Here is a 26374-nt window from a genome sequence, read left to right as displayed (position 1 = left end):
AAATTGCTGACTGCCCTGGCCCCTTCGTGAGCAAGCTCACTCCCACAAGTCCAGCGGCGTTACCAAGATCCCGAGTCCACCCCGGTCACTCGTGCGCAACCTCAGTGGCTTCAACAAAGTCCCCAGTCCACTCCAATCCTGTGGGAGCGAGCTTGCTCGCGAAGACTTACTTGCAGCCACTTGAGAAAGCGGGGAGTCACTCCACCCGCGTCTCGCCGCTGAACACCAGAATCTCCCGGCAGCGCTTGCACAGATACCGGCGGCCTTTGCGCACCAGCTTGTGGCGCTGGGCGGTGAACGGGAAATCACTTTCCGGGCACGGGCAGCGGTAGATGTAGCGGGTCACGCTGCGGCGCTGGATTTCGTAGGTGTGGCAACGGTTCGGCGGCAGCTCGTAGACGCCGCGCATGATCAGCTGCCATTCCTCGCCATGGGGCTGGATGGTGTCGCCGAACAGTTGATGAGCCACCAGGTGCGCGACCTCGTGGGGGACGGTCTGGCGCAGAAAGTCTTCGCTGTTTTCGAGGTACAGCTGCGGATTGAAGCGCAGCATGTTCTCGTGCAGGTGGGCTACGCCAGCCTTCTGGCCGCGCAACTTGACGCTTACCACCGGACGTTTGAAGGGACGTTTGAAGAAGTCTTCGGCTTGCTGGTAGCAGGATTCGACGCGGGTGTTGAGAGGTTCGAGCATGTTTCATCGGTCTCCAGAGGAGGCGAGTATGCCGCAAAGCTCATGTACCGCCAAAACCCCAGGCGCCGAATGGTCACCCTGAATCAGTTCGTGAATTCCGGCCCGACTCCGACGCCCCACAGCACCACCGTAAAGGCCATGATCGCCACCAACACCACCAGCCCGACCGCCAGCACCGAGCTTGAGAACATGAAGCCTTCGTCGGGGTGGACGCCCATGAACACCGGCAAACCGACGTACAGCAGGTAAACCGTGTAGCAAACCGCCGCCAGCCCGACCATCATCCCCACCCACATGTGCGGGTACAGCGCGGCCAGCCCGCCGAGGAACAGCGGCGTCGCCGTATAGGTCGCAAAGGCGACGCAGCGCGCAAGGCTGGGCGTCGCGTCATAGGTGCGCGCCATCCAGTGGATGAAGCCGCCCATGATGAAGACCCCGGCGAGCATGGCGATGTACGACATCAGCGCCATCCACACTGCGCTGTCGCTGGTCAGCATGACCGGCGCGCGGTCGCCGATTTGCCAGCCCACCTGCGTCGTGCCGATGTACGCCGACACCGCCGGGATCGCTGCCAGTATCAGCGTGTGGGTGAGGTACATATGGCCGATGGTTTCTTCACCTTCGCTACGTATTTGTTGCCATTCCTGATCGGGGTGGGTGAACAGCCCCAAGACGTGATGGATCATGTCCGTTACTCCCGTGAAGTGTGTCAGCGCTTGCGACGCAGCGCCTGACCGCCAGATGCCGTCAGGACAAGGTCTCAGTCGAGCAAGGGAAATGGCTGGGACCTCTCAGGTCAGTATAGAAAGCTGATCACTCCAAAACCGGATGCGTTAGAGCGATTGAGGTGTTCAAACACGCGGCTAATAGCGGTTAGCGATCAGAGACCCTCCGAAATCGACCGCGATCGAACCCGCAACGGCCATTACCCGAGGCGGTCTTTTTGCGTAAAATGCCGACCCTTTCCCCACCTCACTTCACACCACAGCGAGCGGATACCAGCGCCATGGGCACCCTTTCAGTCAATCAGAACAAACTGCAGAAGCGTCTGCGTCGGCTCGCGGGCGAAGCGGTGGCCGACTACAACATGATTGAAGAGGGCGACAAGGTGATGGTCTGCCTGTCCGGCGGCAAGGACAGTTACACGCTGCTGGATGTGCTGATGCATTTGCAGAAAGTCGCGCCGATCCACTTCGACATCGTCGCGGTGAACATGGACCAGAAGCAGCCAGGCTTCCCCGAGCACGTCCTGCCGGCGTACCTGGCGCAATTGGGCGTCGAGTACCACATCGTCGAGAAAGACACCTACTCGGTGGTCAAGGAATTGATCCCCGAGGGCCGGACCACCTGCTCGCTGTGTTCGCGCCTGCGTCGCGGCACGCTGTATACGTTCGCGGATGAAATCGGCGCGACCAAAATGGCCCTCGGTCACCACCGTGACGACATCGTCGAGACGTTTTTCCTGAACATGTTTTTCCAGGGCAGCATCAAGGCCATGCCGCCCAAGCTGCGCGCCGACGATGGCCGCAACGTGGTGATTCGTCCGTTGGCCTACTGCGCCGAGAAGGACATTCAGGCCTATTCGGACATCAAGCAATTCCCGATCATCCCGTGCAACCTGTGCGGCTCCCAGGAAAACCTGCAGCGTCAGGTGGTCAAGGACATGCTGCAGGAATGGGACCGCAAAACCCCGGGCCGCTCCGACATGATTTTCCGCAGCCTGCAGAACGTCCAGCCGTCGCAACTGGCGGACCGCAACCTGTTCGATTTTACCAACCTGCGCATCGACGACACCGCCGCCTCGCGGTTTGTGAATGTGGTGAGTGTGTAAGGGCGAATGCGACGGCTCATCCGCCGCAGAACCGTAGGAGCGTGGCTTGTCCCGCGATCGGCGACGCAGTCGTCGTGAAACCTGCAAACGCGGGGCACCTGACTCCCCGCAGTTGTCAGTTTGCTGCCGCTTCGCGCCAGATCGCGGGACAAGCCACGCTCCTACCGAAGATGGTGCGGGGCTCACGTATTCGTTCACCCCATCAAAGCGCGGGTTACAACCCCACATCCGGCAACACCGGCTTGTTCGCCAATGCGGTCTTCATCAATCTCTCGACATATTCCCGATCACTGTCCGGCAGCGCCAGCCGCGGTGGCCGGGTGAGGGCGCTGCCGCGTTCCATGATCGCTTCGCACAGCTTGATGCACTGCACCAGGTCCGGACGCGCGTCCAGGTGCAGCAGCGGCATGAACCACTCATACAGCGCCATCGCCTCGGCGAAACGCCCGGCCTTGGCCAGACGGAACAGCGTCTCGCCCTCTTTCGGAAAGGCGTTGGACATCCCCGACACCCAGCCCACCGCGCCCACGGCGACGCTCTCCACCAACACATCATCGAGCCCGGCAAACAGCACGAAGCGATCACCGACTTCGTTGCGCACGTCGATAAAGCGGTTGGTGTTCCCCGACGAATCCTTGAAACACACGATGGTGTCGCAGTCCGCCAAGGAGATGAGGATGTCCGGCGTCACGTCGTTTTTGTAGATCGGCGGGTTGTTGTAAACCATCATCGGCAGGTCGGTGGCGGCGGCCACGGTGCGGAAGTGCGTGGCGGTTTCGAAAGGCTTGGCCGAGTACACCAGCGCCGGCATCAGCATGATCCCGTCGGCGCCGGCTTTCTGCACTTCTTTGGCGACGGCACTGGCGTTGGCGCTGGTGAACTCGGCAATGCCCGAAATCACCGGTACGCGCCCGGCCGAGGCGTCTTTGGCCGCTTCCACCAGGCTGATCTTTTCAGCGACGCTCAACGAGGTGTTTTCCCCGACGGTGCCGCAGATCACCAGCCCCGAAACGCCATCGCGCACCAGGTTGGAAATGACCTTGTGGGTCGCCTCCAGATTGAGGGAGAAATCGTCGTTGAATTGCGTGGTAACGGCAGGGAAGACCCCGCTCCAGGATACGGACTGGCTCATGATTGACTCCTGATTGGATAAAGGTATTTCGTATACGTTTAATTTCGGACGAATCACGCTCAACGATTGCTGCGTTTAATCAGTACTTCAGGCCGCCCCGATCCCCTGTAGGAGCGCGGCTTGTCCCGCGATCGGCGACGCAGTCGCCGTAAAACCTGCAACGGCAGCGTAACTGACACCCTTCATTCACTGGTCTCGCTGCCGCTTCGCAGCCGATCGCGGGACAAGCCACGCTCCTACGGGGACCGCGTTCATCTCACAACGTCAACCCCACCGGCCACGTATCACTCAGCTTGTACCCCTCCGGCCACGGGTCGCTCGGGTCGAGCATGTGCTGGTGCGTCCCGGTGATCCACGCCCGCCCGGACAGGCTCGGGATGATCGCCTTGCGCCCGGCCACTTCAGTCTCGCTCTGGATCTTGCAGTGGAACTCCGAGCCAATGATCGAACGTCCGATAAACCGGTCCCCCACCTTCAACTGACCCTTCGCATGCAACACCGCCAGCCGCGCCGAACAGCCGGTGCCGCACGGCGAGCGGTCGATCTTGCCCGGGCGAATCACCACCGCGTTCGCCGCATGGGCCACGCCACCGTCAACACTCACCGGCGCGGCGATCTGGCAGAAGGAAATGTGATTCCAGTCCGTGTTCAACGGGTGGCTGAAACCCAGTTGCTCGTTGGCCGCTTTGGTGATTTTCAGGCCGGTGTCCACCAGGTCCTTCGCCTCATCGGCGGTCAACGAAAAGCCCAGCTTCACCGAATCGACGATGGCAAAACTGTCGCCGCCATAGGCGGTATCGACCTGAACCGAACCCAAACCCGGCACCTCGATCCACACGTCCAGCTGATCGGCGAAAGAAGGGTGGTTGTGCACCTCGACGCTCGTCACCTTGCCGTCGCGGCACTGGGCAATCGCCTCGATCAGGCCGCCCGGCGCCTCCAGTATCAGCCGGGTTTCCGGCTCGGTCATCGGCAGAATCCCGCTATCCAGCAGCACCGTCGCCACGCAAAGGGAATTGGAGCCGGACATCGGCGGCACGTCGGCCGGCTCCATGATGATCCAGCCCATCTGCGCCTTCGGGTGCTTGGGCGGCACCAGCAGATTGACGTGGCGGAAGACCCCGCCGCGGGGCTCATTGAGCATGAAATTGCGCAGCACGTTGTCCTTCTCGATCCAGCGCGACTGCTCCCAGATCGTCTCTCCGGGAGGCGGCGCAACCCCGCCAACAATCACATCGCCCACCTCACCCTCGGCGTGACAACTGACCACATGAATCACTTTCGATGAGCGCATGACCTAAAATCCTCCTGAGCAGGCTCTAGTTGATTGATCGCAAAAAATCCGCCGTCTCCGGCCGTTGCGGGTTGCCGATCACCTGATCCGGCGTGCCGATCTCGTGCACCAGCCCGTTGCGGAAAAACGCCACGCGGTCCGACACGTCCCGGGCGAAGCGGATTTCGTGGGTCACCAGAATCATCGTCATGCCGTCCTCGGCCAGCATGCGCATGGTGTCCAGTACCTCGCCCACCAGCTGCGGATCGAGGGCCGACGTCGCTTCGTCGAACAGCATGTAGTCCGGCGACATCGCCAACGCCCGGGCAATCGCCATACGCTGCTGCTGGCCGCCCGACAACTTGCCGGGGAATACTTTCAGCTTGTCACCCAGGCCCACATGGGTCAGCTGCTTGACCGCCAGCGCTTCGGCTTCGGCCTTGCTTTTGCCCAGCACCGTGCGCGGGGCGAGCATCACGTTTTCCAGCACCGTCAGATGGGGGAACGCGTTCCACTGCTGGAAGACAATGCCGATCTTCTGCCGCAGCTTGTTGATGTCCGTGCCCCTGGCGTGAACCTCGGTGCCGTCGACGCGAATGCTGCCGCTCTTGATCGATTCCAGGCCGTTGATGCACATCAGCAAGGTCGACTTGCCCGAGCCCGAACCGCCGATGATCGACACCACTTCGCCCTTGTTCACCTGCAGGCTCACGCCCTTGATGACCTCAAGCTCGCCGAATGACTTGTGCACGTTGTCGATCTCAATCATTTTCCTGCCACCTCGTTTCCAGCCGGGCGCCCAGGCGAGCGACCACCAGACTCATGACGTAATAAATCAGGCCGGCGATGCACAGCACCAACAGCGGCTCCTGAATGCGCGTGACGATGGTTTGCGAGGCGCGCAGCAGTTCGACGATGCCGATCCACATCACCAGCGCGGTGTCTTTCATCACCCCCAGCAGCAGGTTGATCCAGCCGGGAAACGCCACGCGGGTGGCCATCGGCATGACGACCTGGCGCAAGTCCTGCCAGTACGTCAGGCCCAGGGAACGACTGGCGCGGCGCAGGCTGAGCGGCACCGACAGCACGCCGCTGCGCACGATCTCCGTGCAGTAAGCGGTGACGTACAGGCCCAGCACCACGCAGGCCACGGCGAAGGCGCTCCAGTTCAGGCCGACGATGCTTTTCAGCGCGTTGAACAGCACGAACTGGATCAGCAACGGCACGCTGCGAAACACGTCCAGCACCCAGGCCAGCGGGATCGTGCTGCGCGGCAGCAGGGCGCGGGCCATGCCGCAGACCACCCCGGCCAGCGTGCCGATGAACATCGACACCACGGTCAGCAAAATCGTGACCCAGGCGCCTTGAAGCATGAATTGCAGGTCGTTCCAGCTGAACGTGCTCTCGAACATGCCCATCTCCTCAGTACCGGAACAGCCGCCAGGACAGCAGCCGGGCAACGGCCACGATCAGCTTGGCGATCAGGTAATAGAGCACCGCTGCAATGGCGAAGAATTCGAAGGTGCGGAACGTCTTGACGTTGTAATCCTGGGTCACGCCGGTGAGGTCGTTGTTGAGGCCGACGATCACCCCCATCGAGGTCATCAGCACGGCCCAGACCATCTGGTTGGTCAGCGGATAGAAAACGATGCGCAGCAACTGCGGAATGACGATCAGCCGATAGGCCTGGGGCGCGCTCATGCCCAGCGAACGGGCGGCGCGCAATTGCGTGTCGGGCACGGCCTTCAGACCGCCGCGAAAGTTCTCCGCCAGATAGCCCGCGTTATTGATGGTGATGCCCGCCAGCAAGGCGGCCCACGAGCTGATGTGCAGGCCGAATGAGCCCAGGCCGAAATACAGGATGTACACCTGAAACAGCGACGGTGTGTTGCGCGCGATGGAAATCCAGGTGGCCGCGAACCCCCGGAACAGGCGGTTTTTGCCCTGGCGCATGAACACCAGAAACAGCGCGATGGTGACGCCGAGGATCATCGACAGCGCGGCGGTTTCGAAGGTGACCCACGCGCCGTTGAGCATGTCAGGCAGCGCCTTGAACGCCGCGCGCCAGTGGAAGTTGTAATCAAACATGGGGGCTGGCCTCGGCGGCATCGGCGGCAAGGGCAGCGGCCTGCAGCCAGATCGGCAGGCGACCGCTGGCGACTCTGGTGATCGCGCTGTTGACGCACTCGGCCAGGCTGGCGAAATGCACGCGACGCCCCACCAGTCCGGGGGCGTAGTGCGCGTATTTGCCGGAGTTGGTCATCAGGTTGCGTGCGGTCGGCGGGATGACCGGCTCGCCGAGCATGCACCAGCAGGTGTCGGTGACGAACTGCACGCCGAAGCCTTCCAGCGTGTCGACGTAGCCGGCCTGTTGCGCGCGCTCCAGGGTGGCGCGGCCGCAGGTCACGACGATTGCCACGTTGTCATGCTTGCGCTGGCTGCCACACAGGTGCGCCAGCATTGCGCATTCGCTCAGGGAAAAATGCGGATTGCCCAGCGTCACGGCGTCCACTTCCGGCGTTTGCGCGCTGTTCAGCTCGCGCCAGCTGTGGAGCAAGTCCGCCGGGCTGACGCTCAAGGTTTGTTCCGGCGCTTGCCCGCCCAGCGCCAGTTCCGCAGTGGTGGCTTCGGGCGTTACGCCGGCGATATGAAACATCGGCGCAGCGGAGGTGGTGGCGAACGCCGCGCCGAAGGCCTTGAGGTCATCCAGCGTCGGCGCCTTGTGCTCAAGGCCGCAGATCACCGGGATCGTGGCGCCGCACAGCAGCCCGACGTGATAACCGAGGAGCGGGTAGAAGCTGTCGTCTAGGCCGTCCAGGACAGGGACGTCGATGCGTAGGGTCGCCAGACGTTGCTGGGTCAGGTGGCAGCCGATCTTCGGCGCGCGGCCGGTGAGGGCGATGCAGATGTCGAGGTAGTCCGGGTACTTCAGGGTGCGCGCGCCGATCACGCTGTTGGCGTACACCACCGCATTGGACTCGGCCCAGACGATCTGCTCGCCCAGCTCAGGCGCGCTGTCCAGCAGGTACGGCGCGCAGGTAAAACTCACCCGCGCGCCCATCTCCAGATAGGCATCGCCCAGCTGACTGGCCGGTTCGCCGAGGGCCGGATCAACGCCCAGTTCGCGCCAGCGTCGCTTGTCCACGGAGATTGAATTGAGGGTAGTGGGCACGCGGACCTTGGCGCCCCAGGCCACCAGTTGTCGGGCGAACCGCAGGCTGGCCGGCCCGGTGTAGATGCAGCCGTCGATGTGCGCCTGGGTGATGTCCAGCAGTTCCGTCGCGCCCTGCAGCTCGGCCATGCGCAGGATGATGCCCATCGCCACCTGCGCGGCTTTGCCGTAAGCGCCGTCGAGAAAACCCTGATCGGTTTCGGTGAGTGAAATCTGGGTGATCGGGCGCTGACGTATCAGACTTTTTTGATCGCGAGGGAGTGGCGGCGGCAGCCAGGCGAAGCCGCTCACGCGGTCATCTTCCACCCGCACGAAAGCAAGGTTCTGCAGGGCCGCAAAGCCCGTTTCGCCGAGGCTGATCACCGGGATCGAATGGCCGAACATCTGTTCGGCGATCAGCACGCCGAGGGTGAGGATGTCTTCCACGCGTTCGAAGACCAGTGCGGCCGGCGCGTGGCCGTTGAGGATCAGTTCCAGCAACACGCTGCTGCCGGTGCACGAGCCGCGCCCGCTGGGAATGGCCAGCACCCGGCCATTGATGAACTGACCGCTGAGGGGGTGATGGCGGTCGATCACTTCACCGGTAAACGGCTCGACCCCGCCCCAGAAACTCAGGCCCACGTCGGCGTATAGCAATTCGCCCTGGGCGCTGCCGGCGACAAGACAGCGCCCGTTCAACGAGACTTCAGACATCGTGGGCTCCTGAGTGAGTGAATCGCTTTTAGCGGGTGACGCTGATGGGTTCCTGGTTCAGGTTCCGCGAATGATTCAGACGGGACGCGTAGCCCTGTAGGAGCGTGGCTTGTCCCGCGATCGGCGACGCAGTCGTCGTAAAACCTACAACCGCGGCGTCACTGAATCAGCATGCTCGACGGTCTTGCTGCCGCTTCGCGCTAGATCGCGGGACAAGCCACGCTCCTACACGGTCCGCGCCCTCCGATCGTTCCCCTCAGTAATAGACGCCCGGCACGGTCAGGTCTACCGGCTTGCCACTCACCCACTTTTCATACAGCTCGGCATAGCGCCCGGACCGCACTTGCTGGTTCACGAACAGGTTCAGGTAATGAATGAGCCCGTACTCGTTACGCTTCGCCGCAAGGGAAACGTAGTCGATGGTGTAGGGCGCATTGCCGGCGATCTTCAGGCCTTTGTACTTGCCGGATTTGAGCGTGGCGGCGGCGACGGTGTTGGTCACGACGGACGCTTTGATATGGCCCTGGGCGACGGCGAGGATGGTGTCGTTCTGGGTCTGGTAGGCGCGGAAACTGCCACTGCCCCATTTCTTCTGATCCTTCTCCAGGGCGATCGCTTCGAACGTGCCGCTGGTGTTGCCGACATCCTTGCCCTTGAGGTCGTCATAGCTGTTGATGCCGGCGTCGTCGCGGGTGAGTACCACCATCTGGAAGGCGAAATAGGGGATGGTCATCGCCACCGTTTTCGCCCGCTCCAGGGTGTCCGAGGTCGACGCGACGATCACGTCGGCGCGGCCTGAAACCAGCGCAGGAATGCGGTCCGGAAACGGTGTTTCCACCACCTCGGCTGTGACGCCCAGTACCTTCGCCAGGTCGTTGCAGTAATCGACGTCAAATCCGACCGGGTTGTTCTTGTCGTCACGGGACCCCATCGGCGGGAAGTCCAGGGTCACGGCGCAGCGCAGCTTGCCGGAGTCGATGATGTCATCGAGCTTGTCGGCCAACGCGGTGTTGATAAAGGATGAGCTCATGACGGCGAGGAGGGCGACGGCGACAGCTTGGTTTTTCATAGAAGCCTCGGTGCGTGCAAAGGGAGAAACGGCCGGATAAGTAATTTCGTATACGATATTTGATATGCACGCAGCGTGCCTGTTTTGCCAGTAGGTCGTGCAGGGCTCTGGATCAGCGGGCCGGGGTTTGGATGGGTATTTCAGGAGCGCGGGACGGTGTTACATAAAGGAGCAAGAATCCGCAGCGTGCTTCATTGATGCACGTTGCAGTGCGGTAGTCGCCACATTCCGCCGCACCGCGATAAACCACCGGGACTGCGGTCACCGTAGGACTGGCTTTAGCCGGGAAGGCGTCGGTCTTCACACCCGAGATTCAGGGTGTTCACACAGGCCTCTTCCCGGCCAAAGCCAGTCCTACACAAATACCGCGATCATCCAGGGGGGAGCAGCGAATTCAGATGCGCCTTTGCGAACCCCGATACTCACTCGGCGACGCTCCGGTCAGCGCCTTGAACTGGCGGCTAAACGCGCTGTGATCGGTGTACCCGCAGCGCAGGGCGATTTCGGTGATCGACAGGTCTTCCTGCAACAACCGCGACGCTTCACCCAGCCGCGCCTTGTGAATCATCTGCCGTGGGGTGAGCTGGAAGATGCGTTTGCAGTGCCGCTCCAGTTGGGCGATGGAGAGCCCGGCAATGGCCGTCAGTTGCTCAAGGGTGATGGGCCGCGCGAAGTGTTCGCGGATGTACGCATCGACCTCGACCAGTTTCTGATACGCCGGATGGGTCGTCTGCAGGATTTGCAGGTCACGGGAAATGCCCGCCAGCCCGATGATCGCGCCGTGTTGATCGCGCAGGGCGATCTTGTGAGTCAGGCACCAGATCGGCTGATTGCCGTAATAAAGGTGCAGCTCCAGCTGATCGCTGAGCTGCCTGCCATCGGCCAGCACCCGGCGGTCCTGGGCGGTATACAACGGCCCGAAGCGCGCGGGGAACACTTCCTCGGCGGTCAGCCCGACGATCTGGCTTTTTTCCTTGAAACCGCAGCGCTGCACCAGCGTCTGGTTGACCAGTGCATAACGCGCGTGGGCGTCTTTGACGAAGAACACCACACCGGGAATCGTATCGAACAGCGGCGCGACCAACGTCAGGCTGGCTAGCAGTTGGTCGAGGTCGTGCAAGGGCGTGGTGAGGAGGACGTCGATCATGTTCACGGGCGGGACGGCCGGGTCGGGAATGGGATCGATGATGCGGGATGTTGGATGCGGCGGCTAGTCGGGGGGCGACTGGTCTGCGGGGACAGATTGATTTACGGTGAAGCGCTGTAAATAAATCAGTCCCCTTTAAATATCAAATCACTTTAAATATCATCCAGACAGGCGAGGGTGGAGATCCGCGCCGGGCTGAAGGGCGGGCGCAACAAGGGGGGTTCCCAGCCGAACAAGGTCTGCGCCGCCGTGGCACAGATCCGCCCCTGACACGCGCCCATCCCGCAGCGGGTGGCGAGTTTGGCGCCGGTCCAGCTGCCATGTGCAGCCAGGTCCGCGTAACGCACGTCCTCACAGCGACAGACCAGCGTGTCCGGCGCCGCCAGATGTTTCAGCGCCGGGTTCAGGCTGAAGGCCTTGTTCAACCGATCCGCAAAACCTTGCCAGCGCTGCCGCTCAGCCCACAACCCTCGGGCCTTATCTCGTTCACCCACCGCCACCAGCCCGGCGATGCGCCCCTCCACCAACGCCAGTTCGCTGCCGCCGAAACCGGTGCATTCACCCGCGGCGTAGTGATCGGGCAAACCCGTCGCCTGCCACTCATCCACCACGATGGCCTGATGCCGCAGCGTGCAGCCCAATGCGCGGGCGATCTCGGTGTTGGGCACCAGACTGAAACCGCAGGCCAGACGCTCGCAGGCCAGCTCTTCGACCTTGTCACCGACCTGAACGCGCACGCCTTCCAGCCGATCCGTACCCAGCGCCGCCAGCACATGGGCCGACGTTCGATAGGCGGCACTGGCCAGGGTGATCGCCTGAATCGCCTTGTTCGGCCAGCGCCACAGCCCGGCAGCAAATCCGGCGACGGCGCTCAAGGGCGCCTGCTCGGCAACGCGCACGACCTCGGCGCCATGCTTCTGCGCGGTCGCCGACGAGGCCAGCAACAGCGGGCCGGTTCCGGCAATCACGATGCGTTCGTCAGCGACCGCCAGCCCGCCTTTGATCAGCGCCTGCAAACCGCCCGCGCCGGTGACGCCCGGCAGGGTCCAGCCGGGGAAGGGCAGCAGTCGCTCCCGCGCGCCGGTGCACAGAATCAGCCTGTCGTAACTCAACACCCAGCCCCGCTCGGCGTCCTCCAGCAGCAAGCGCTTCGCCCCGGCCAGCGCGACCACCTTGCAGCCGCTGTGCAGGCGAACGTTGCTGAACCCCTGCAACTGCGTGCGCATATCCTGAGCCTGTTTCGGCACTTGGGCGTTGGGGCCGTCGCGCCAGATCTGCCCGCCTGGCAGCGGGTTGTCGTCGAGCAAAGCGATGCTCGGCCCGCGAGGCGCCGCCGCCAGGGCCGCCGCCATGCCCGCCGGCCCTGCACCGATGATCAGCAGATCGACATGCTCGGTCATGCTCATGCTCATGCTCATGGCTGAGTCTCGACCCGCATGCCGTCGCGGCAGATCGTCTGACACGCCAGCCGGCGCAGGCCGTCGATGCTCACCCGGCATTCCTGACAGATGCCCATGCCACACAAGGGCGCGCGCCGCTGGCCGGTGACCGAGGTGCGGCTGCAACGATCGCCGCTCGACATCAGCGCGGCGGCCACCGTGGTGCCTTGGGCGAAGCGAAAGGGCTGACCATCGATGCTCAATTCAGGCATGGGCGCGGGCTCCGATAAAGCGTTGCGGCAGGTAGGGTTCAACGTCGAGGGGCGGTCGAGTGCGCAGCATTTGCGCAGCGAGCAGGCGGGCTGTGCCGGTGGCCGTGGTAACGCCGAGGCCTTCGTGCCCGACCGCCAGCCACAGGCCGGGCTGATGCGGGTGCTCGCCAATCAGCGGCTGACCGTCGGGGCTGGCGGAGCGAAAGCCGGTCCAGCTGCGAAGGCCGTTCATCTCGCCCAGGCCTGGGAGAAAATCCGTCGCCCGACGCAGCATCCGTCCGAGCATGGCCGCATCGACTTGCGGATCGTGGTTGTCGAACTGGCGCGATGAGCCGATGAACAGCTGGCCGGTCGGGCGCTGCTGCACATTGAACGCCACCGACGGGCCGTTGCCCTTGTGGGCGCTGGTGACGTAGCCCAACTCAACCAGCGTATGGGTGATCTGCGCGGGGTAACGGTCGGTGATCAGCAGGTGGCCTTTCTTGGCTTGCAGCGGTAAATCGGGACAGAGTTCGCGGGCATAGATGCCGCTGGCCAGCACAACGGCCGGGGCTTGCAGCCATTCTCCCGTTGCGAGGCGGACCCGGTTGCCCTGAACTTCAGCGACCTCCGCTTGCCGCAGAACCACTCGCGAAGACTGACGCTGCAACAACCAGCGCGCGGCGTTGGGCGCGTAAAGAATGCCGTCGCCGCTGACCTTCAGTGCCCCGAGCAGGCCGGATCGCAATGACGGTTCGGCCTTTGCCAGTTCGGCGCCGGACAGCAACTCGCACGCCAGACCGTATTCGCTCAGGGCCGCATGCTTGCGCTCGGCTTCTTCCATTTCTTCTTCATTGCAGGCCAGCCACAGGGTGCCGTTGGTGCGCATCGCGCAGTCGTCCGGCATCTGCGGCGCGAGCTCGCGCCAGGCCTTGACCGAATATTCCCCCAGCGCCAGCTCGGCCGCGCTGTGGTCCAGCACCACCAGATGGCCCATGCCCGCAGCGGTCGAGGCGGGGCGCTGACAATCCAGTACCAGCACATGCAAACCCTGAGACGCCAGCTCGTCCGCACACGCCGCGCCGACGATGCCGCCGCCAATGACGATCACATCGGCGGCCTGGCCTTGCAGGGTGGCGGCGTCGGTCACGAGCGAATGCCCCAAGCGAATGGGTCTTCGTTGTCCAGCAACAAAGTGGCTTCGGCGCTGATGTACGCACGGCCGCGAATGGTCGGCACGATGCGATCGCCCGCCTGCCGCGCGCCGTGTTCCCAGACGAAACTGCCTTCAAATTGACTGCCGATCACGCTGGCCTGCTGCCACAGCGTACCGGGCTGAAGTTTGCCGTCCGCCGCCAGGCACGCCAGTTTGGCGCTGGTGCCGGTGCCGCAGGGCGAGCGGTCGTAGGCTTTGCCGGGGCAGAGCACGAAGTTGCGGCTGTCGGCGTGAGTGTCGTCGGCGAACAGCTCGATGTGGTCGATGACGCCGCCGTCTTCACCGCGAATGCCTTGGTTTTCCAGCGCCTGCCGGACCTTCCAGGTGTAGTCGGTGAGGGCGTCGAGGTTGTCGGCGGCGACGCTCAGGCCGTGGTCGGCGATCAGGAAAAACCAGTTGCCGCCCCAGGCGATGTCGCCGGTCACGCTGCCCAGTTCAGGCACCTCCACGACGAAGTCCTTGCGGTAGCGGTAGGAGGGCACGTTGTCGACGCTCACGGAGCGGTCTTCGTGCAGCGTGGCCTGAACCGTGCCGACCGGGGTTTCGATGCGGTGCACGCCGGGGCCGATCTTGCCCAGATGCGCCAGCGACACCACCAGCCCGATGGTGCCGTGGCCGCACATACCCAGGTAGCCGCTGTTGTTGAAAAAGATCACCCCGGCGCAGGCCCCGGGATCCACCGGCTCGCACAACAGCGCACCGACCAGTACATCGCTGCCGCGGGGTTCGAGCACGGTGGCGGCGCGCCAGTCATCGAACTGCTCAGCCAGACGCTGACGCCGCTCGGCCATGCTGCCCCGCCCGAGATCGGGAAACCCGTCGAGCACCAGCCGCGTCGGCTCGCCGCCGGTGTGAGAATCGAGGATCTGGATGCGTTTCATGTATTCCCCTGTCGGACTGAGTCTGGAACTGGCTATTGCGTACACCCGATGGAACTGGCTAAGACGATCCCTTGTAGGACCGGCTTCAGCCGGGAAGGCGTCGGTCGTCACACCCGAGATTCATGGTGTTCACGCTGGCCTCTTCCCGGCTAAAGCCGGTCCCACTAAAAGCGCTGCGTACACCCCGACGTAACTGGCTACGACGATCCCTTGTAGGACCGGCTTAAGCCGGGAAGGCGTCGGTCGTCACACCCGAGATTTATGGTGTTCACACTGGCCTCTTCCCGGCTAAATCCGGTCCTACAAAAAGCGCTGTACAACCGGTTTACAGATCGCGGCGCGGAGCAACTTCACTATTGAGGCAAGAGTGCCGCGAACGACGTCCAGGGTCTTGACCGATTTCACCCTCGCCAATGACGAAATCGGCATAGCCACGATTCGTTCAGATCTCGCTGAGCACGGCATGAGGCAGGTGGGCGTAGAGGGTTCGGCAGACGCCAATGATGTGGTGCTCGATCAGTTCGGCCGCTTTGTCCACGTCACGATCGGCACAGGCCTTGAGGATTTCGCGGTGTTCCAGGTCGGCGCGCTCTTTGCCTTCTTCAAAGCTCATCTGCACCCGCAGGTAGCGTTCAACCTTGTCGTGGATCGAGCGAATCATGTTCAGCAGAAACGGCCGCTGCGCCGCTTCATACAGACAGGTGTGAAACGCCCAGTTCAGCTCGGCCCAACGCCCGATGTCGTCGTCGCGCATGAATTCGTCACAAATGGCCCGGGCCCGGTCCAGCTGAGCAGCTGTCATTCGCGGCACGGCGAGGCGGATGGCTTGCACCTCCAGCAACACCCGCACTTCAAAGATCTGCGCCAGCTCCGGCTCGGAAATCCGCGTGACCACGGCACCCTTGTTGCGCTGGAATTGCACAAGCCCTTCGGCTTCCAGACGCTTGAGCGCTTCACGCACGGGGATCTTGCTGACGTTGAACACGCGGGCGATGTCGTCCTGACGGATCGGCTCGTCCTCGGCGAACTGGCCGGAGATGATCGACTCGCGCAGGTACTTGGCAATGACCTCGGACGCGGAGGGCGCGACACCGAGGTTGGGGGCGTCTGGAAGAAGAAAAGGCACGCAGATGACTCGAAAAGGGCGGATGCCGAATATTGTATACGACCTCCGATTTGTTACGCGCTGTGTCTGCTCACTCCACCGGCAAAACGATCAATGGTTTGCCGTGTACGACAGCATCATCGACAGCTGGCACATCGGCCGGCCGCTGTCCGCATGCCACTGGTTGAACGCCGCTTGCACCGCCGCCTGATCACGCTGACTGCTGGGGACGCGGTCGACGATCTTCTGCGCATTCAGCGCAGCGACCACGTCATTGCTGGGAATGAAGGTGTCTTTGCCGACCATGCGCAAAAAGCGCGGCGATGACAGCCCGCCCATCTGATTGCCGTGTTTGAACAGGTAACGCCACAGCCCGACGATATCGGTCACCGGCCATTCGGCGATGAAATTGCCGAAGCTGCCATGTTCGTGGGCGATGTCCAGGATCAACTGCGCATTGCGCGGCACGCTTTTGAGCTTGCCCAGGTGACGGATGATCCGCGCGTCCTGCATCAGGCGTTCAAGGTGATCACCGCCCATCAGCGTGACCTTTTCCGGATCGAAGCCGAAGAAGGCCTGCTCGAAGGCCGGCCATTTGGCGTCCACCAGGCTGTGTTTGAGGCCGGCACGAAAAACCCGCAGCGCCATGGTCGACAGATACCGGTCGTCGCTGAGGGCTTTGAGTTTTTTCGGCGTGGCGGGAGTCGGCAAATGCGCCTCGAGGGCGGCGACGGAACCAAAGCGGTTGAGGCAGTATTCATGGAGCCATTTGTAGTCTTGCATGCCCTCTCCAAAACAAAATTCATGTGCGCGATTGCTGGCGTAGCACATTCCGAGTGCTGACGCAGAACCCCGGCAAGGGCTCTGTGTTTTGACCCGGTTTGAGCAAGGGGTTCCAGCAATCGCGCGCGAGCAACGCCTTGAGCTATCAGCCCTTGGGCGGATCGAGCAACAGCGCGGTTTTCGCCAGCCGCTGACCCAGGGAACGGCACAGCGTGGTTTCGTGCTCATCCAGCGCGCGCTTGCCGTCGGCGCCGGCGTGATGACTGGCGCCATAAGGCGTGCCGCCGCCACGGGTTTCGATCAGCGCCGCTTCGCTGTAGGGCAGGCCGCTGATGAGCATGCCGTGGTGCAGCAGGGGCAGCAGCATCGACAGCAACGTGGTTTCCTGGCCGCCGTGCAGGCTGGCGGTGGAGGTGAACACGCTGGCCGGTTTGCCCACCAGTGCGCCGGTCAGCCACAGGTTGCTGGTGCCGTCGAGAAAGTACTTCAGCGGCGCGGCCATATTCCCGAAGCGGGTCGGGCTGCCCAAGGCCAGGCCCGCGCAGTTTTTCAGATCATCCAGTGTGGCGTACAACGCGCCGGCCTCCGGAATGCTCGGCGCCACGGCTTCGCAGTCGGTAGACACCGCCGGCACCGTGCGCAGCCGCGCTTCCATGCCGGTCATCTCGACGCCACGGGCGATCTGCCGCGCCATCTCCGCGGTCGCGCCGTTACGGCTGTAAAACAGAACCAGAATGTACGGCGCGCTCATGGCAGGATCTCCAGAATGTTTTCCGGCGGACGACCAATTACAGCCTTGTCGCCGACGACGAGAATGGGGCGTTCGATCAACTTGGGATGGGCCGCCATGGCGGCGATCAGTTGCTCGTCGCTCAGGCCGGTGTCGGCCAGGTTCAGGGTTTTGTACTCGTCTTCACCGGTGCGCAGCAGTCCGCGAGCACCGATGCCGAGCTTGCCCAGCAGCTCGCGCAGTTGCGCGGCATCGGGCGGGGTCTCGAGGTAATGAATGATGGTCGGCGTCAGGCCGCGGGCTTCAAGCAATTCCAGCGTGCCACGGGATTTGGTGCAACGCGGGTTGTGATAAAGCGTGAGATCGGTCATTTGCGGGTCGCATCTTGCCTGAGGTGGCGGCTATTCTACCTGCGTCACGGTAACGACCGGTAACACGCGGCGAGCGATGCGCGGCCGGCGTCGCGTCTCTCTAGAAAGAAAGAGCATCCAGAAGGAAACAGCATCATGGCAAGGCGATTGGCGGCGGCGGCAGCACTGATTGGAAGTCTGTTGCTCAGCGGGTGCGGCGTGGATCTGGGCACGGACCAGAATGGCGAGAAAGTCGCCAGCAGCCGCGTCGACAAACACTGGCTGGTGGTCAATTACTGGGCTGAATGGTGCGGTCCGTGCCGAACTGAAATCCCCGAACTGAACAAGTTGTCCGAGCAGGTCAAAGGGCAGAACGTCAGCGTGTTCGGCGTCAATTTCGACAACCTTCAGGGCGAAGACCTGAAGAGCGCCAGCAAAGCGCTGGGCATCACCTTCACCGTGCTGGCCCAGGACCCGGCCGATCACTACGACCTGCCGAAAAGTGAAGCCCTGCCGGTGACCTACATCATCGACGACAAGGGCAAAGTGCGTGAGCAGTTGATGGGCGAACAGACGGCGGCGGGGGTGATGCAGAAGCTGGCGGAGTTGAAGGGGAAGGGCTGAGGCAGATCAAGTCAGCTTAGGTTCACAACGGGATTGCTCGCTGATTAACGCTCATCGGCCAGAAGCGCCCAGCGCTCGTGATCGCACCAGACTCCGGCGATCTGAAGGTATTTCGGGGAGAACCCCTCTTTCCGAAATCCGAGACGTTTGACCAGCGCGATTGAACGCAGATTTTCAGGCTGAATATTGGCCTCGATACGGTGAAGACCCAGCTCTTCAAAGGCGTACCGCGTCGTCAGTTCCACCGCCTGGGACATTCTTCCCTTCCCGGCAAACGAGACCATGCCCCAGTAGCTGAGGTACGCGTTCTGAAATCCTTTATAGAAAATCTGGCTCAGGTTGGTCACTCCAACAATGTGACCCGATTCGGTATCGCGAGCCAGCAGCCCAACGCTAGCGCCTGTGGTCTGAGCGGAGTACCACTCCTCGAAGCCTGAAGCGGTTATGAACGGCTGTACCCAGCGGCCGTGATAGTCCCGGCTTTCCCGGTTGGCGTGGAGAAGCTCGTCGATATCGGCGCGCGTTACCCGGGCGAGCTTGACGTCTGACATGTCCATAGTCTCTTCTCGTTACCTGCTTTCCCGATGGCATCTTTGGGTTGTTGGCGCCTATCTTGCCGGGAGCCTGTTTCTTGCGAATCTGTGATTTCATGATGAAGACGAAACCACACTGAGTCCAATCAGCTAGAGCGTTGGTGTGCGCTGGCGGCAAATAGTGGGTTGTCGCCAGCGTCCGTTACCGGCCATAAGCGGTCATCGAGATGGGGCGTAATCCGGATTGATTTCGTCTTCCACGTCAAATCTACTCAGCAATGCGGCTCCATCCGAAACACCAAGAATTTGATCAATTACGGCTATTTTCTGGGTCGCACAGTCGAGTTGAAAGTCAGCGTTGCTGTATGCAGCCTCCGCCTCATTGTGGAGCGCATAGGCCATATGGGCCGCGACACGGACGCTGATTGGAGCATCTACATCACTGCCCAGATAATCAGCCAGCGACGTCCTGATCTCTATCAGTGCAAGCGCGAGTAGCCTAGTTTGAGCAGTCTGCATGAAAAATATTCTGGGCATTAGAACGAATTTGCGGACGGATTTCGCGAGGTTACATAAACTTTCAGACTGTCAAAAGCGAAAGACTGCTTCGGGTCGGTTCCGGCCTGTCGCTATGGGCAGGAATCGGCCTCGCATAGAGCATCCAACTGAGACATACGTCATGGCGTCCCGTTTCTTCCGTGCAGGCGGTAGCCTGTTCGGCGACTCAAGCGTTCGTAGTAGTCATTCACGGCAGGAAGTGCAGGACGAGCAAAGGGTGTTTCAAACCACCGATTAACCGACAGACCAATCGGGATGTCTGCGAGAGAAAACTCATCGCCGCTGACATAGGCCCCAGTTGCATCAAGCTGTCGATTGAGGATCTCCATATGCCGCGACCAATTGCTGCACGCGGCCGCCAATGCATGGCTTTCCTGGTGCTCGGGAGAATGTCTGACCAGCGACATGAAGGCATAACTCCAGGACTTGTTGAGCTCTGAGGCTTGCCAATCGATCCATTGATCCACCCGCGCTCTGGCTCTCGCGTCGGTCGGATAGAGGTGGCCGCCGTTGTAGCGAGCCGCCAAGTAGCGAATGATCGAGTTTGACTCCCAAAGAATGAAGTCATCGTCCTGAATGACCGGCACCATGGCGTTGGGATTAAGCGCGAGGAATTCAGCTGTGTGCGTCGACCTGAAGCCAGAGCCCCAATCCACCCGCTCGTAGTGGATCTCCATTTCGGCGCAGGCCCAAAGCACTTTTCGCACATTGATCGACGATGCCTTACCCAATATGCGCAGCATGGCATGTCCTCATCTTTCGCGGTGGTTGGTATGATCTGCTGACCCCTCCGCCCTGTGGAGCGGGTTGTCCAGAGTCTGCTCTTGGCCAACTGCGACCGACTGCGTGATATTTGGGTATCTAACCCGACCTTCTGGCGTACCTTCGCTACAGTCAACCGACGCTCTTAGCCTAACGACATCGCCTGTACTCCCTGGAAACACTCTGCCGCAAAGCCAATAAATAGGATTGATCCCACTAGAAAGGAGTGCGCTTTATGAAACTGATTGGAATGCTGGACTCCCCCTATGTTCGCCGTGTGGCGATTTCGCTGGATGTCATGGGTGTGCCGTTCGAGCACTCAGCGCTTTCGGTATTCAGCGAGTACGAAGCATTCGGTGCGATCAACCCGGTGGTAAAGGCACCAAGTGTGGTGCTGGATGACGGTAGCGTGTTGATGGATTCGACGCTGATCATCGACTACTTCGAGGCGCTGAGCCCGGCTGAGCAAAAATTGATGCCACACCAGGCCTTGCCTCTGGCCGCATCGCTGCGGACCTTGGGGCTGGCATTGGCCGCGTGCGAAAAAGCAGTGCAGATCGTTTACGAATACCAACTGCGACCAGAGGAAAAACGCCATCAGCCCTGGCTGGAGCGGGTAACGCAGCAGTTGTTGGCTGCTTGCCGCGCGTGGAATACCCAATTGTCGGAGCGACAACCGGTTTCGGTTCTGCCAGATCGGCCGGGGCAGATCGATATCACCAGTGCCGTCGCCTGGTCGTTCATTCAATTGATGGTCGCTGATGTGGTCAAGGCGGATGCTTTCCCGGCGTTGCAGGCACATGCGGCACGCTGGGAAGCTACCGAACTATTCAAGCGCTACCCCCAAGGTTGATTGCCCAACCCAGAGCGGCAGGGCGGTCGGCTCGATCGCTGAATTTGACCCAACGCGGTCCCTAGCCTGATCAAAGCGCTGAATTCAAAGACGAGCTCACCGCCTCAAACACCCCAAGCAATCAGCAGCGCACGCTTACCCCACCAGAACTTCCCAAAGACCGAAGCGGTCACATCGCTAGTCCCGACGAGTGATGCGTATGAGCCTCTTAGAGCAGGAAATGCAGGACCGTGTACACCCCGTAGCCGAGGACCTTACGCTGCAGCGTAAAGTCTGGCGGTTCCAGAGGGTGGGCTGGTATGTGCTGACGGCGGTTGTCATCCTGACGTTGCTCGGTTTGTTTTCCAGAGGCCCGCTCAGCTCGCTCGAAACGGTGAGTGCGCAGGGTGACCTGACGGTGCAGTACGAGCGTTTCCACCGCGCCGGCGGGACCAATCCGATGATCGTTCAGGCCACGGGGCAGCCGGGCAAAGAAATTACGCTGTCGATCAGCAAGCCCATGCTGGATGGCTTCAGCATCGAGTCTATCCAGCCGCAGCCGGTCCGCTCCGTGGGCAGCCCCCAAGGTTTGAGTCTTACGTTCCCTACCGACAAGAGTGGTCAAGTCACGCTTTTCATTTCATGGCGCAGCGACGGCATCGGGCTGTTTAAAAGCCAGATCAGTGTCGTGGGCGGCGGCCACATTCCCCTCACTCAGTTCATCTACCCATAGGTGCTCAATGGATGCCGTACTACGCGCGGGTGCGATTTACCTTGCACTGATGGTGCTCTTCAAGATTTCTGGCCGACGATCATTGGGCGAGCTGACGTCGTTTGATTTTGTGCTGCTGATGGTCATTGGTGAAGCCACGCAGCAAGCGCTGCTGGGCGATGACTTCTCCGTGACCAATGCGATTCTGGTGATTGTGACGTTGATGGTGATCGACATCGGCCTTTCCCTCGTCAAGCGGCGCTCCAAACGCTTGGCCAAGCTGATCGATGGGGGGCCGACGATCATCGTCGAAAACGGCGCGTTCCTGCGCCATCGCATGCACGAGGCCCGTGTCCAGGAGGACGACATTCTGGAGGCCGCCAGAATAGAGCAGGGCTTCGAGCGGGTGGAGCAGATCAAGTACGCGATCCTCGAGCGAAACGGCAAGATCTCGATCATTCCTGCGTGATCATCTGCCCCGACACGGCCTGATGGGAGTAGCTTCCAGCGCCGCAAGCGGCTTGGTCAGCAGGGGCACCCCAAGGCTGGATATCAGATCTGGCCGTTGCTCCCTCCGCGTAGCTCGTTTGAAACACACCTCGCAAGCGTGGCCCCTATTACTGAACAATTTCAGCGAGTTGACGGCCAGTTATTCAGCCAGGCCGATAAAGTTTTGGTCGCTGAAGACGATATGAATGGCAAGGTGCCATGGAGGAGGCCCGTCACGCATTTCGAGTGTGTACAACATGTCCAATTTTTTCCTTCTTCGCCGTGATCGTCGCGCGCTGAAGCAATTGCTGGCCTCGATCATTAGCGGCAACAATCCTGAGGTCGCCCAGTGCAAAGAAGGTCCAGCGGTCCTGGATGCCTGGCGCCTGATCCAGGCCTCTCATGATCAATATCAATCCCGCATCGGCCTGCTCGAGAAGGAGCTTGAGGATGCCCGCGAGTTGCTTCGCGAATCAGCAGCCTCCGCGTCAGCGCACGAGATCCGATTCGATCTGGTCAATCGCGCGTCCAGTGAAGGTCTTTGGGACATGGAGGTCGTAGCCGGCGACCCCGTCAATCCCGGAAACCGCTTTTGGTGGTCGCAGCAATTCCGCAGCCTTCTGGGCTTCAAAGACGAAAGGGATTTTCCGAATGTGCTCGCCAGTTGGGCGGATCGGCTCCATCCGCAGGACAAGCAGGCAACGCTCGACGCCTTCGCTCGTCATCTCAACGACAAGTCCGGAATGACCCCGTACAAAGTCAATAACCGGCTCGCCATGAAAGACGGTTCGTATCGTTGGTTCCACGCACAGGGTGAGACGCTCCGCGACGAGCGAGGCACGCCCATCCGTGTCGCCGGCTCGCTCCGGGATATCCATGACCAACTGGAGCGGGACCAGGAGCATGACGTCATCATCACCAGATTCGAGCTGGCTCGGGAGATGCTCTCGGATGGGCTGTGGGATATGGAGGTCATTGCCGGAGACCCTGTAAATCCCAAAAACCCGTTCTGGTGGTCACCCCAGTTCCGTCGGTTGCTGGGCTTCGAAACGGTCGAGGAGTTTCCAGATGTCTTGGACAGCTGGGCATCCAGGTTGCACCCGGATGACAAGGACAGAAGCCTCAGCGCTTTCGGGGCTCATCTGAATGACCGATCAGGCAAGACACCCTTTGATATCGAGTACCGGCTGAGGATGAAAAGCGGCGAATATCGGTGGTTCCGTGCGCGAGGCCAGACCAAGCGTGACCCCGCCGGCCTGCCTGTGCGCGTAGTCGGTGCCCTTGTGGACGTCAACTTGCAGCACGAGCAGGAAGTTCTGAGGGAAACAGAGGTCAAGCATCAGCAGACGCTTGAGCACAATATCGAGCAACTGTCCCAGATCGTGGGGACGATCCAGAGCATCGCCAGCCAGACCAACCTTTTAGCCCTGAATGCGGCTATTGAGGCTGCACGTGCGGGGGAGGCGGGTCGGGGCTTCGCAGTGGTTGCCGACGAGGTTCGCAAGTTGGCAACGCGCACCACTGAAGCCACTGAGCAGGCAGCCGGCATGATTGCCCGCTAGCCCTCGCTTCATTCAACCCCCTGGTTCCTTGAACCAGGTTGAGGTCTGAAAAGCAGTGGTTCGGAAAAAGACTCTCCAACGCAAACGCCCTGGGATCGGCAGGATCACTGTCGGTTTATGGCCAGGGCTAATGCGCGCCGACAAATCGTACCTATGTCCAGGGAGTGCCAAGGTTTGGGGATGAACAGTGGGGCATATCCAGACTCCAGGATTTGTTGCCCTCGTCCCCCCGAGGACAAGATCACGGGGATGCGGGGCCAATGAGCTTGCACCCGATTGGCCAGGCCGATACCGCTCAGCCCCCCCGGCATATGAATATCAGACAGGATGAGATCCGCCCCTCCTGAGGTCTCGCACAACCATTCCCAGGCGTCGTCGCCTGTCTCTGCTGTTACGACCTCGAAGCCTTCCGTCTCTAAAATTTCGTGGATCAAACTGCGGATGAGCCAGTCGTCTTCCACCACTAAAACGGTTGATAACACTGTCATGAGCCCATGCTGGTTTGTCGTGCAGTTGGACTGGGCCACTGTCTGCGGGTTCCCGCTTCCGATACAGCGGTAGTCTAGGTGGGTTTGCCCGGTTATACCGCTCTAATTCAATGGTGTGTTGTTGTATCCAAGGCCTGAATCGCCCCTGATCATCTGGACAGCTATGAACAAGATCGACAGAGCGTGCCGAACTAGTCGGTACAATCCCCCGTCACTGACAACCCGGAGCCTGGGCCTTTAATGTCGTTGTTCAATCGTTTGACTGCATTTTCAACCCAGAGCGGCAGGGCGGTCGGCCTGGTCTGGGCGACTTCCCGCCCCTTGTTCAGCGGCTTGATCGTGGCGACGCTGATCGCCGGCATCTTACCCGCGCTTGCCGCCTGGATCGGCCAGCGGATCGTCGATGCGGTGGTTCAGGCGATGCAGATCCATGGCAGTGGCAGCCAGGCGCCGGTATGGCCTGTCCTGCGTTATGTGTTGGCCGAGGCGGGCGTACTGGCGTTGCTGGCCGCGGCGCAACGGGCGCTTTCAATGCAACAAGCGCTCCTGCGGGTGCAGTTGGGGCAGAAGGTCAACCTGATGATCCTGGAAAAGGCCCAGACCCTTTCGCTGCTGCAGTTCGAAGACTCAGCCTTTTACGACAAGCTGGTGCGCGTGCGCCGGGATGCGTCGGCCCGGCCACTGGGCTTCGTCACAAAAGGCCTGGGGCTTACGCAAAACCTTATCTCGCTGGTCAGCTTCGCGGTGCTGCTGGTGCATTTTTCCCCTTGGGCGCTCTTGATCCTGGTGTTCGGTGCGCTGCCGGTGTTCTTCGCCGAGACGCATTTTTCCGGTAATGCCTTCCGCCTGTTTCAACGTCGCGCCCCGGAAACCCGCCATCAAAATTACCTGGAAGCACTGCTGTCCCATGAGTCGCACACCAAGGAGGTCAAGCTGTTCGGCATGGCGCCGTTGTTGCTGCAACGCTACCGCGACAACTTCACGCGGCTGTACGCCGAAGACCGTCGGCTCACCGTGTGACGCGACGTCTGGGGCTTTGTCCTCGGGCTATTGGGCACTGCCGCGTTCTACGTGGCCTACGCCTGGGTGGTACTGGACACCGTGCGCGGCCAGACCACACTGGGCCAGATGACGATGTACCTGGTGCTGTTCAAGCAAGGCCAGGTCGCCATCACTGCCAGCCTCAGCGCGATTGCCGGTTTGTACGAGGACGGCCTGTACCTGTCCGACCTCTATGAATACCTTGGGGTGCCGGTGGCACCTGTACGCGGCACGCTCAAGGCCGGTGCACGCCCGGGCGACGGCCTGCGCTGCGAGCGCTTGGGGTTCCGCTACCCGGGTGCAGCGCACGCCACGCTCAGCGACATCAGCCTGCACCTGACGCCTGGCATGAGCCTGGCCCTGGTGGGCGAAAACGGCTCGGGCAAAACCACCTTGATCAAATTGCTCACCCGGCTCTACACCCCTGACGAGGGCCGGATCCTGCTGGACGGCAGCGATTTGCAGGACTGGGACGAACAGGCTTTGCACCAGCGCATCGGGGTGATCTTTCAGGACTACATCCGCTACCAGATGACAGTCGGCGAAAACCTTGGGGTGGGTGACGTCGACGCTTTCGATGACCAGGACCGTTGGCGCGAAGCGGCCACTCAAGGGATCGCCGCCGAATTCATCGAACGCTTGAGCAACGGCTATCACACGCAGCTGGGGCGCTGGTTCGTGGGTGGACAGGAACTGTCCGGCGGGCAATGGCAAAAGCTGGCGCTGTCACGGGCCTACATGCGCCGCGGGGCCGATCTGCTCATTCTGGACGAACCGACGGCCGCCCTCGACGCAGCGGCCGAGGCTGCCGTATTCGAGCACTTCCGCGAGTACGCCAAGGGGCGCATGACGCTGCTGATCTCTCACCGATTCTCCAGCGTGCGCAACGCCGACCACATCATCGTGCTGGATCAGGGCCGGATTCTGGAACAAGGCACCCACGTGCAACTGATGGCGGGCGGCGGGCGCTATGCGAGCCTGTTCGACATCCAGGCGCGTGGGTATCGGTGACGGCCCAGGCTGAGCGCTGACGAGACAAGACTGAGTTGAGTAGGGGCCTGCAACAAACC

General features: G+C 61.5%; 27 protein-coding genes and 3 pseudogenes. 8 read left to right on the top strand and 22 right to left on the bottom strand.

Annotated features, from left to right (window positions below):
• Nucleotides 1–196 precede the first annotated feature (196 nt).
• Nucleotides 197–691 carry a SprT family zinc-dependent metalloprotease gene (locus SLW75_RS24500; RefSeq protein ID WP_265388771.1) on the bottom strand — a complete coding sequence of 165 codons (495 nt, stop codon included), beginning with the start codon at nt 689–691 and terminating at the stop codon, nt 197–199.
• Between the two features lie 83 nt (nt 692–774).
• Nucleotides 775–1377, bottom strand: a complete 603-nt coding sequence (locus SLW75_RS24495; protein ID WP_410935671.1) for a Yip1 family protein — start codon at nt 1375–1377, stop codon at nt 775–777.
• A gap of 320 nt (nt 1378–1697) precedes the next feature.
• Between SLW75_RS24495 and ttcA the strand changes: the two genes are divergently transcribed.
• A complete protein-coding gene (ttcA, locus tag SLW75_RS24490; RefSeq protein ID WP_410935670.1) occupies nt 1698–2522 on the top strand; it encodes a tRNA 2-thiocytidine(32) synthetase TtcA in 825 nt (274 codons plus the stop codon).
• Between the two features lie 214 nt (nt 2523–2736).
• Here ttcA and SLW75_RS24485 read toward each other — a convergent pair whose 3' ends face one another.
• From SLW75_RS24485 to arsC, 16 genes are all read right to left on the bottom strand, one after another.
• Nucleotides 2737–3654 (bottom strand): dihydrodipicolinate synthase family protein, encoded by a 918-nt coding sequence (locus tag SLW75_RS24485; protein ID WP_410935669.1) that lies wholly within the window; start codon nt 3652–3654, stop codon nt 2737–2739.
• A gap of 256 nt (nt 3655–3910) precedes the next feature.
• Nucleotides 3911–4948 carry a trans-3-hydroxy-L-proline dehydratase gene (locus tag SLW75_RS24480; RefSeq protein ID WP_410935668.1) on the bottom strand — a complete coding sequence of 346 codons (1038 nt, stop codon included), beginning with the start codon at nt 4946–4948 and terminating at the stop codon, nt 3911–3913.
• A 25-nt stretch (nt 4949–4973) separates the two neighbouring features.
• On the bottom strand, nt 4974–5696 hold the full coding sequence (locus tag SLW75_RS24475; protein ID WP_065992809.1) for an amino acid ABC transporter ATP-binding protein: 723 nt from the start codon (nt 5694–5696) through the stop codon (nt 4974–4976).
• On the bottom strand, nt 5689–6339 hold the full coding sequence (locus SLW75_RS24470) for an amino acid ABC transporter permease (RefSeq protein ID WP_410935667.1): 651 nt from the start codon (nt 6337–6339) through the stop codon (nt 5689–5691). Before SLW75_RS24470 ends, SLW75_RS24475 begins: the two co-directional genes overlap by 8 nt.
• A 10-nt stretch (nt 6340–6349) precedes the next feature.
• A complete protein-coding gene (locus tag SLW75_RS24465) occupies nt 6350–7015 on the bottom strand; it encodes an amino acid ABC transporter permease (protein WP_065992814.1) in 666 nt (221 codons plus the stop codon).
• Nucleotides 7008–8792 (bottom strand): aconitase X, encoded by a 1785-nt coding sequence (locus SLW75_RS24460; protein WP_410935666.1) that lies wholly within the window; start codon nt 8790–8792, stop codon nt 7008–7010. The genes SLW75_RS24465 and SLW75_RS24460 overlap by 8 nt, the downstream gene beginning before the upstream one ends.
• Before the next feature lie 256 nt (nt 8793–9048).
• Nucleotides 9049–9861, bottom strand: a complete 813-nt coding sequence (locus SLW75_RS24455; protein ID WP_065992820.1) for a transporter substrate-binding domain-containing protein — start codon at nt 9859–9861, stop codon at nt 9049–9051.
• A 394-nt stretch (nt 9862–10255) separates the two neighbouring features.
• The gene (locus tag SLW75_RS24450; RefSeq protein WP_065992822.1) at nt 10256–11008 is read right to left on the bottom strand and encodes an AraC family transcriptional regulator; all 753 of its coding nucleotides are present in this window, start codon (nt 11006–11008) and stop codon (nt 10256–10258) included.
• A gap of 152 nt (nt 11009–11160) precedes the next feature.
• A complete protein-coding gene (locus tag SLW75_RS24445; RefSeq protein WP_410935685.1) occupies nt 11161–12408 on the bottom strand; it encodes an FAD-dependent oxidoreductase in 1248 nt (415 codons plus the stop codon).
• Between the two features lie 14 nt (nt 12409–12422).
• Nucleotides 12423–12659: a (2Fe-2S)-binding protein gene (locus SLW75_RS24440; RefSeq protein ID WP_296313407.1), complete on the bottom strand. Its 237-nt coding sequence runs from the start codon at nt 12657–12659 to the stop codon at nt 12423–12425.
• Nucleotides 12652–13788 (bottom strand): NAD(P)/FAD-dependent oxidoreductase, encoded by a 1137-nt coding sequence (locus SLW75_RS24435; protein WP_410935664.1) that lies wholly within the window; start codon nt 13786–13788, stop codon nt 12652–12654. The genes SLW75_RS24440 and SLW75_RS24435 overlap by 8 nt, the downstream gene beginning before the upstream one ends.
• Nucleotides 13785–14735: a 4-hydroxyproline epimerase gene (locus SLW75_RS24430; RefSeq protein WP_410935663.1), complete on the bottom strand. Its 951-nt coding sequence runs from the start codon at nt 14733–14735 to the stop codon at nt 13785–13787. The genes SLW75_RS24435 and SLW75_RS24430 overlap by 4 nt, the downstream gene beginning before the upstream one ends.
• Nucleotides 14736–15177: 442 nt before the next feature.
• Nucleotides 15178–15861, bottom strand: a complete 684-nt coding sequence (locus SLW75_RS24425) for a GntR family transcriptional regulator (protein ID WP_065992829.1) — start codon at nt 15859–15861, stop codon at nt 15178–15180.
• Between the two features lie 90 nt (nt 15862–15951).
• Nucleotides 15952–16623: a DNA-3-methyladenine glycosylase I gene (locus SLW75_RS24420; RefSeq protein ID WP_065992830.1), complete on the bottom strand. Its 672-nt coding sequence runs from the start codon at nt 16621–16623 to the stop codon at nt 15952–15954.
• 145 nt (nt 16624–16768) lie between these two features.
• Nucleotides 16769–17374: an NAD(P)H:quinone oxidoreductase gene (gene wrbA / locus SLW75_RS24415; protein WP_410935662.1), complete on the bottom strand. Its 606-nt coding sequence runs from the start codon at nt 17372–17374 to the stop codon at nt 16769–16771.
• Complete coding sequence (gene arsC / locus SLW75_RS24410) at nt 17371–17724, bottom strand: arsenate reductase (glutaredoxin) (RefSeq protein WP_065992834.1); 354 nt, start codon at nt 17722–17724, stop codon at nt 17371–17373. Before arsC ends, wrbA begins: the two co-directional genes overlap by 4 nt.
• Nucleotides 17725–17859: 135 nt before the next feature.
• Here arsC and SLW75_RS24405 point away from each other — a divergent pair, with 135 nt between their 5' ends.
• Nucleotides 17860–18327, top strand: a complete 468-nt coding sequence (locus SLW75_RS24405; protein ID WP_192133896.1) for a TlpA family protein disulfide reductase — start codon at nt 17860–17862, stop codon at nt 18325–18327.
• Nucleotides 18328–18371: 44 nt separating this feature from the next.
• Here SLW75_RS24405 and SLW75_RS24400 read toward each other — a convergent pair whose 3' ends face one another.
• The 3 genes from SLW75_RS24400 to SLW75_RS24390 all read right to left on the bottom strand — a co-directional run bounded on the left by SLW75_RS24400 (nt 18372) and on the right by SLW75_RS24390 (nt 20161).
• Nucleotides 18372–18884, bottom strand: coding sequence for a GNAT family N-acetyltransferase (locus tag SLW75_RS24400; RefSeq protein ID WP_410935661.1), 513 nt, complete (start codon nt 18882–18884; stop codon nt 18372–18374).
• A 195-nt stretch (nt 18885–19079) separates the two neighbouring features.
• The gene (locus SLW75_RS24395) at nt 19080–19379 is read right to left on the bottom strand and encodes a hypothetical protein (protein ID WP_410935660.1); all 300 of its coding nucleotides are present in this window, start codon (nt 19377–19379) and stop codon (nt 19080–19082) included.
• A 158-nt stretch (nt 19380–19537) separates the two neighbouring features.
• Nucleotides 19538–20161 carry a glutathione S-transferase family protein gene (locus tag SLW75_RS24390; RefSeq protein WP_410935659.1) on the bottom strand — a complete coding sequence of 208 codons (624 nt, stop codon included), beginning with the start codon at nt 20159–20161 and terminating at the stop codon, nt 19538–19540.
• A 254-nt stretch (nt 20162–20415) separates the two neighbouring features.
• On the opposite strand from SLW75_RS24390, the gene SLW75_RS24385 reads away from it, so the two are divergent.
• From SLW75_RS24385 to SLW75_RS24365, 5 genes and pseudogenes are all read left to right on the top strand, one after another.
• Nucleotides 20416–21033 (top strand): glutathione S-transferase, encoded by a 618-nt coding sequence (locus tag SLW75_RS24385; protein WP_410935658.1) that lies wholly within the window; start codon nt 20416–20418, stop codon nt 21031–21033.
• 199 nt (nt 21034–21232) lie between these two features.
• Nucleotides 21233–21745, top strand: coding sequence for a hypothetical protein (locus SLW75_RS24380; RefSeq protein WP_410935657.1), 513 nt, complete (start codon nt 21233–21235; stop codon nt 21743–21745).
• A 7-nt stretch (nt 21746–21752) separates the two neighbouring features.
• Nucleotides 21753–22193, top strand: coding sequence for a DUF421 domain-containing protein (locus SLW75_RS24375; protein ID WP_065992844.1), 441 nt, complete (start codon nt 21753–21755; stop codon nt 22191–22193).
• Between the two features lie 226 nt (nt 22194–22419).
• Nucleotides 22420–23481, top strand: a pseudogene (locus SLW75_RS24370) (PAS domain-containing protein); the annotation flags it as partial.
• A pseudogene (locus SLW75_RS24365) lies at nt 23476–23766 on the top strand (methyl-accepting chemotaxis protein); the annotation flags it as partial. The pseudogenes SLW75_RS24370 and SLW75_RS24365, both read left to right, overlap by 6 nt.
• A gap of 113 nt (nt 23767–23879) precedes the next feature.
• On the opposite strand, the gene SLW75_RS24360 reads toward SLW75_RS24365, so the two are convergent.
• Nucleotides 23880–24302: a response regulator gene (locus SLW75_RS24360; protein ID WP_083233264.1), complete on the bottom strand. Its 423-nt coding sequence runs from the start codon at nt 24300–24302 to the stop codon at nt 23880–23882.
• A 201-nt stretch (nt 24303–24503) separates the two neighbouring features.
• On the opposite strand from SLW75_RS24360, the pseudogene SLW75_RS24355 reads away from it, so the two are divergent.
• Nucleotides 24504–26315, top strand: a pseudogene (locus SLW75_RS24355) (ABC transporter ATP-binding protein).
• The last annotated feature ends 59 nt before the right edge of the window (nt 26316–26374 follow it).

Origin of the sequence: Pseudomonas sp. W5-01, assembly GCF_046540435.1 — a bacterium.
Lineage (GTDB): Bacteria > Pseudomonadota > Gammaproteobacteria > Pseudomonadales > Pseudomonadaceae > Aquipseudomonas > Aquipseudomonas graminis_B.
The sequence above is the reverse complement of the archived record's forward strand: the minus strand, read 5'-3'. Positions and strand labels throughout refer to the sequence as shown.

Coding starts and splice junctions, on each gene's coding strand:
- SLW75_RS24500 (WP_265388771.1), bottom strand. CDS start 691: ATGCTCGAACCTCTCAACACCCGCGTCGAATCCTGCTACCAGCAAGCC.
- SLW75_RS24495 (WP_410935671.1), bottom strand. CDS start 1,377: ATGATCCATCACGTCTTGGGGCTGTTCACCCACCCCGATCAGGAATGG.
- ttcA (WP_410935670.1), top strand. CDS start 1,698: ATGGGCACCCTTTCAGTCAATCAGAACAAACTGCAGAAGCGTCTGCGT.
- SLW75_RS24485 (WP_410935669.1), bottom strand. CDS start 3,654: ATGAGCCAGTCCGTATCCTGGAGCGGGGTCTTCCCTGCCGTTACCACG.
- SLW75_RS24480 (WP_410935668.1), bottom strand. CDS start 4,948: ATGCGCTCATCGAAAGTGATTCATGTGGTCAGTTGTCACGCCGAGGGT.
- SLW75_RS24475 (WP_065992809.1), bottom strand. CDS start 5,696: ATGATTGAGATCGACAACGTGCACAAGTCATTCGGCGAGCTTGAGGTC.
- SLW75_RS24470 (WP_410935667.1), bottom strand. CDS start 6,339: ATGTTCGAGAGCACGTTCAGCTGGAACGACCTGCAATTCATGCTTCAA.
- SLW75_RS24465 (WP_065992814.1), bottom strand. CDS start 7,015: ATGTTTGATTACAACTTCCACTGGCGCGCGGCGTTCAAGGCGCTGCCT.
- SLW75_RS24460 (WP_410935666.1), bottom strand. CDS start 8,792: ATGTCTGAAGTCTCGTTGAACGGGCGCTGTCTTGTCGCCGGCAGCGCC.
- SLW75_RS24455 (WP_065992820.1), bottom strand. CDS start 9,861: ATGAAAAACCAAGCTGTCGCCGTCGCCCTCCTCGCCGTCATGAGCTCA.
- SLW75_RS24450 (WP_065992822.1), bottom strand. CDS start 11,008: ATGATCGACGTCCTCCTCACCACGCCCTTGCACGACCTCGACCAACTG.
- SLW75_RS24445 (WP_410935685.1), bottom strand. CDS start 12,408: ATGACCGAGCATGTCGATCTGCTGATCATCGGTGCAGGGCCGGCGGGC.
- SLW75_RS24440 (WP_296313407.1), bottom strand. CDS start 12,659: ATGCCTGAATTGAGCATCGATGGTCAGCCCTTTCGCTTCGCCCAAGGC.
- SLW75_RS24430 (WP_410935663.1), bottom strand. CDS start 14,735: ATGAAACGCATCCAGATCCTCGATTCTCACACCGGCGGCGAGCCGACG.
- SLW75_RS24420 (WP_065992830.1), bottom strand. CDS start 16,623: ATGCAAGACTACAAATGGCTCCATGAATACTGCCTCAACCGCTTTGGT.
- wrbA (WP_410935662.1), bottom strand. CDS start 17,374: ATGAGCGCGCCGTACATTCTGGTTCTGTTTTACAGCCGTAACGGCGCG.
- arsC (WP_065992834.1), bottom strand. CDS start 17,724: ATGACCGATCTCACGCTTTATCACAACCCGCGTTGCACCAAATCCCGT.
- SLW75_RS24405 (WP_192133896.1), top strand. CDS start 17,860: ATGGCAAGGCGATTGGCGGCGGCGGCAGCACTGATTGGAAGTCTGTTG.
- SLW75_RS24400 (WP_410935661.1), bottom strand. CDS start 18,884: ATGGACATGTCAGACGTCAAGCTCGCCCGGGTAACGCGCGCCGATATC.
- SLW75_RS24395 (WP_410935660.1), bottom strand. CDS start 19,379: ATGCAGACTGCTCAAACTAGGCTACTCGCGCTTGCACTGATAGAGATC.
- SLW75_RS24390 (WP_410935659.1), bottom strand. CDS start 20,161: ATGCTGCGCATATTGGGTAAGGCATCGTCGATCAATGTGCGAAAAGTG.
- SLW75_RS24385 (WP_410935658.1), top strand. CDS start 20,416: ATGAAACTGATTGGAATGCTGGACTCCCCCTATGTTCGCCGTGTGGCG.
- SLW75_RS24380 (WP_410935657.1), top strand. CDS start 21,233: ATGAGCCTCTTAGAGCAGGAAATGCAGGACCGTGTACACCCCGTAGCC.
- SLW75_RS24375 (WP_065992844.1), top strand. CDS start 21,753: ATGGATGCCGTACTACGCGCGGGTGCGATTTACCTTGCACTGATGGTG.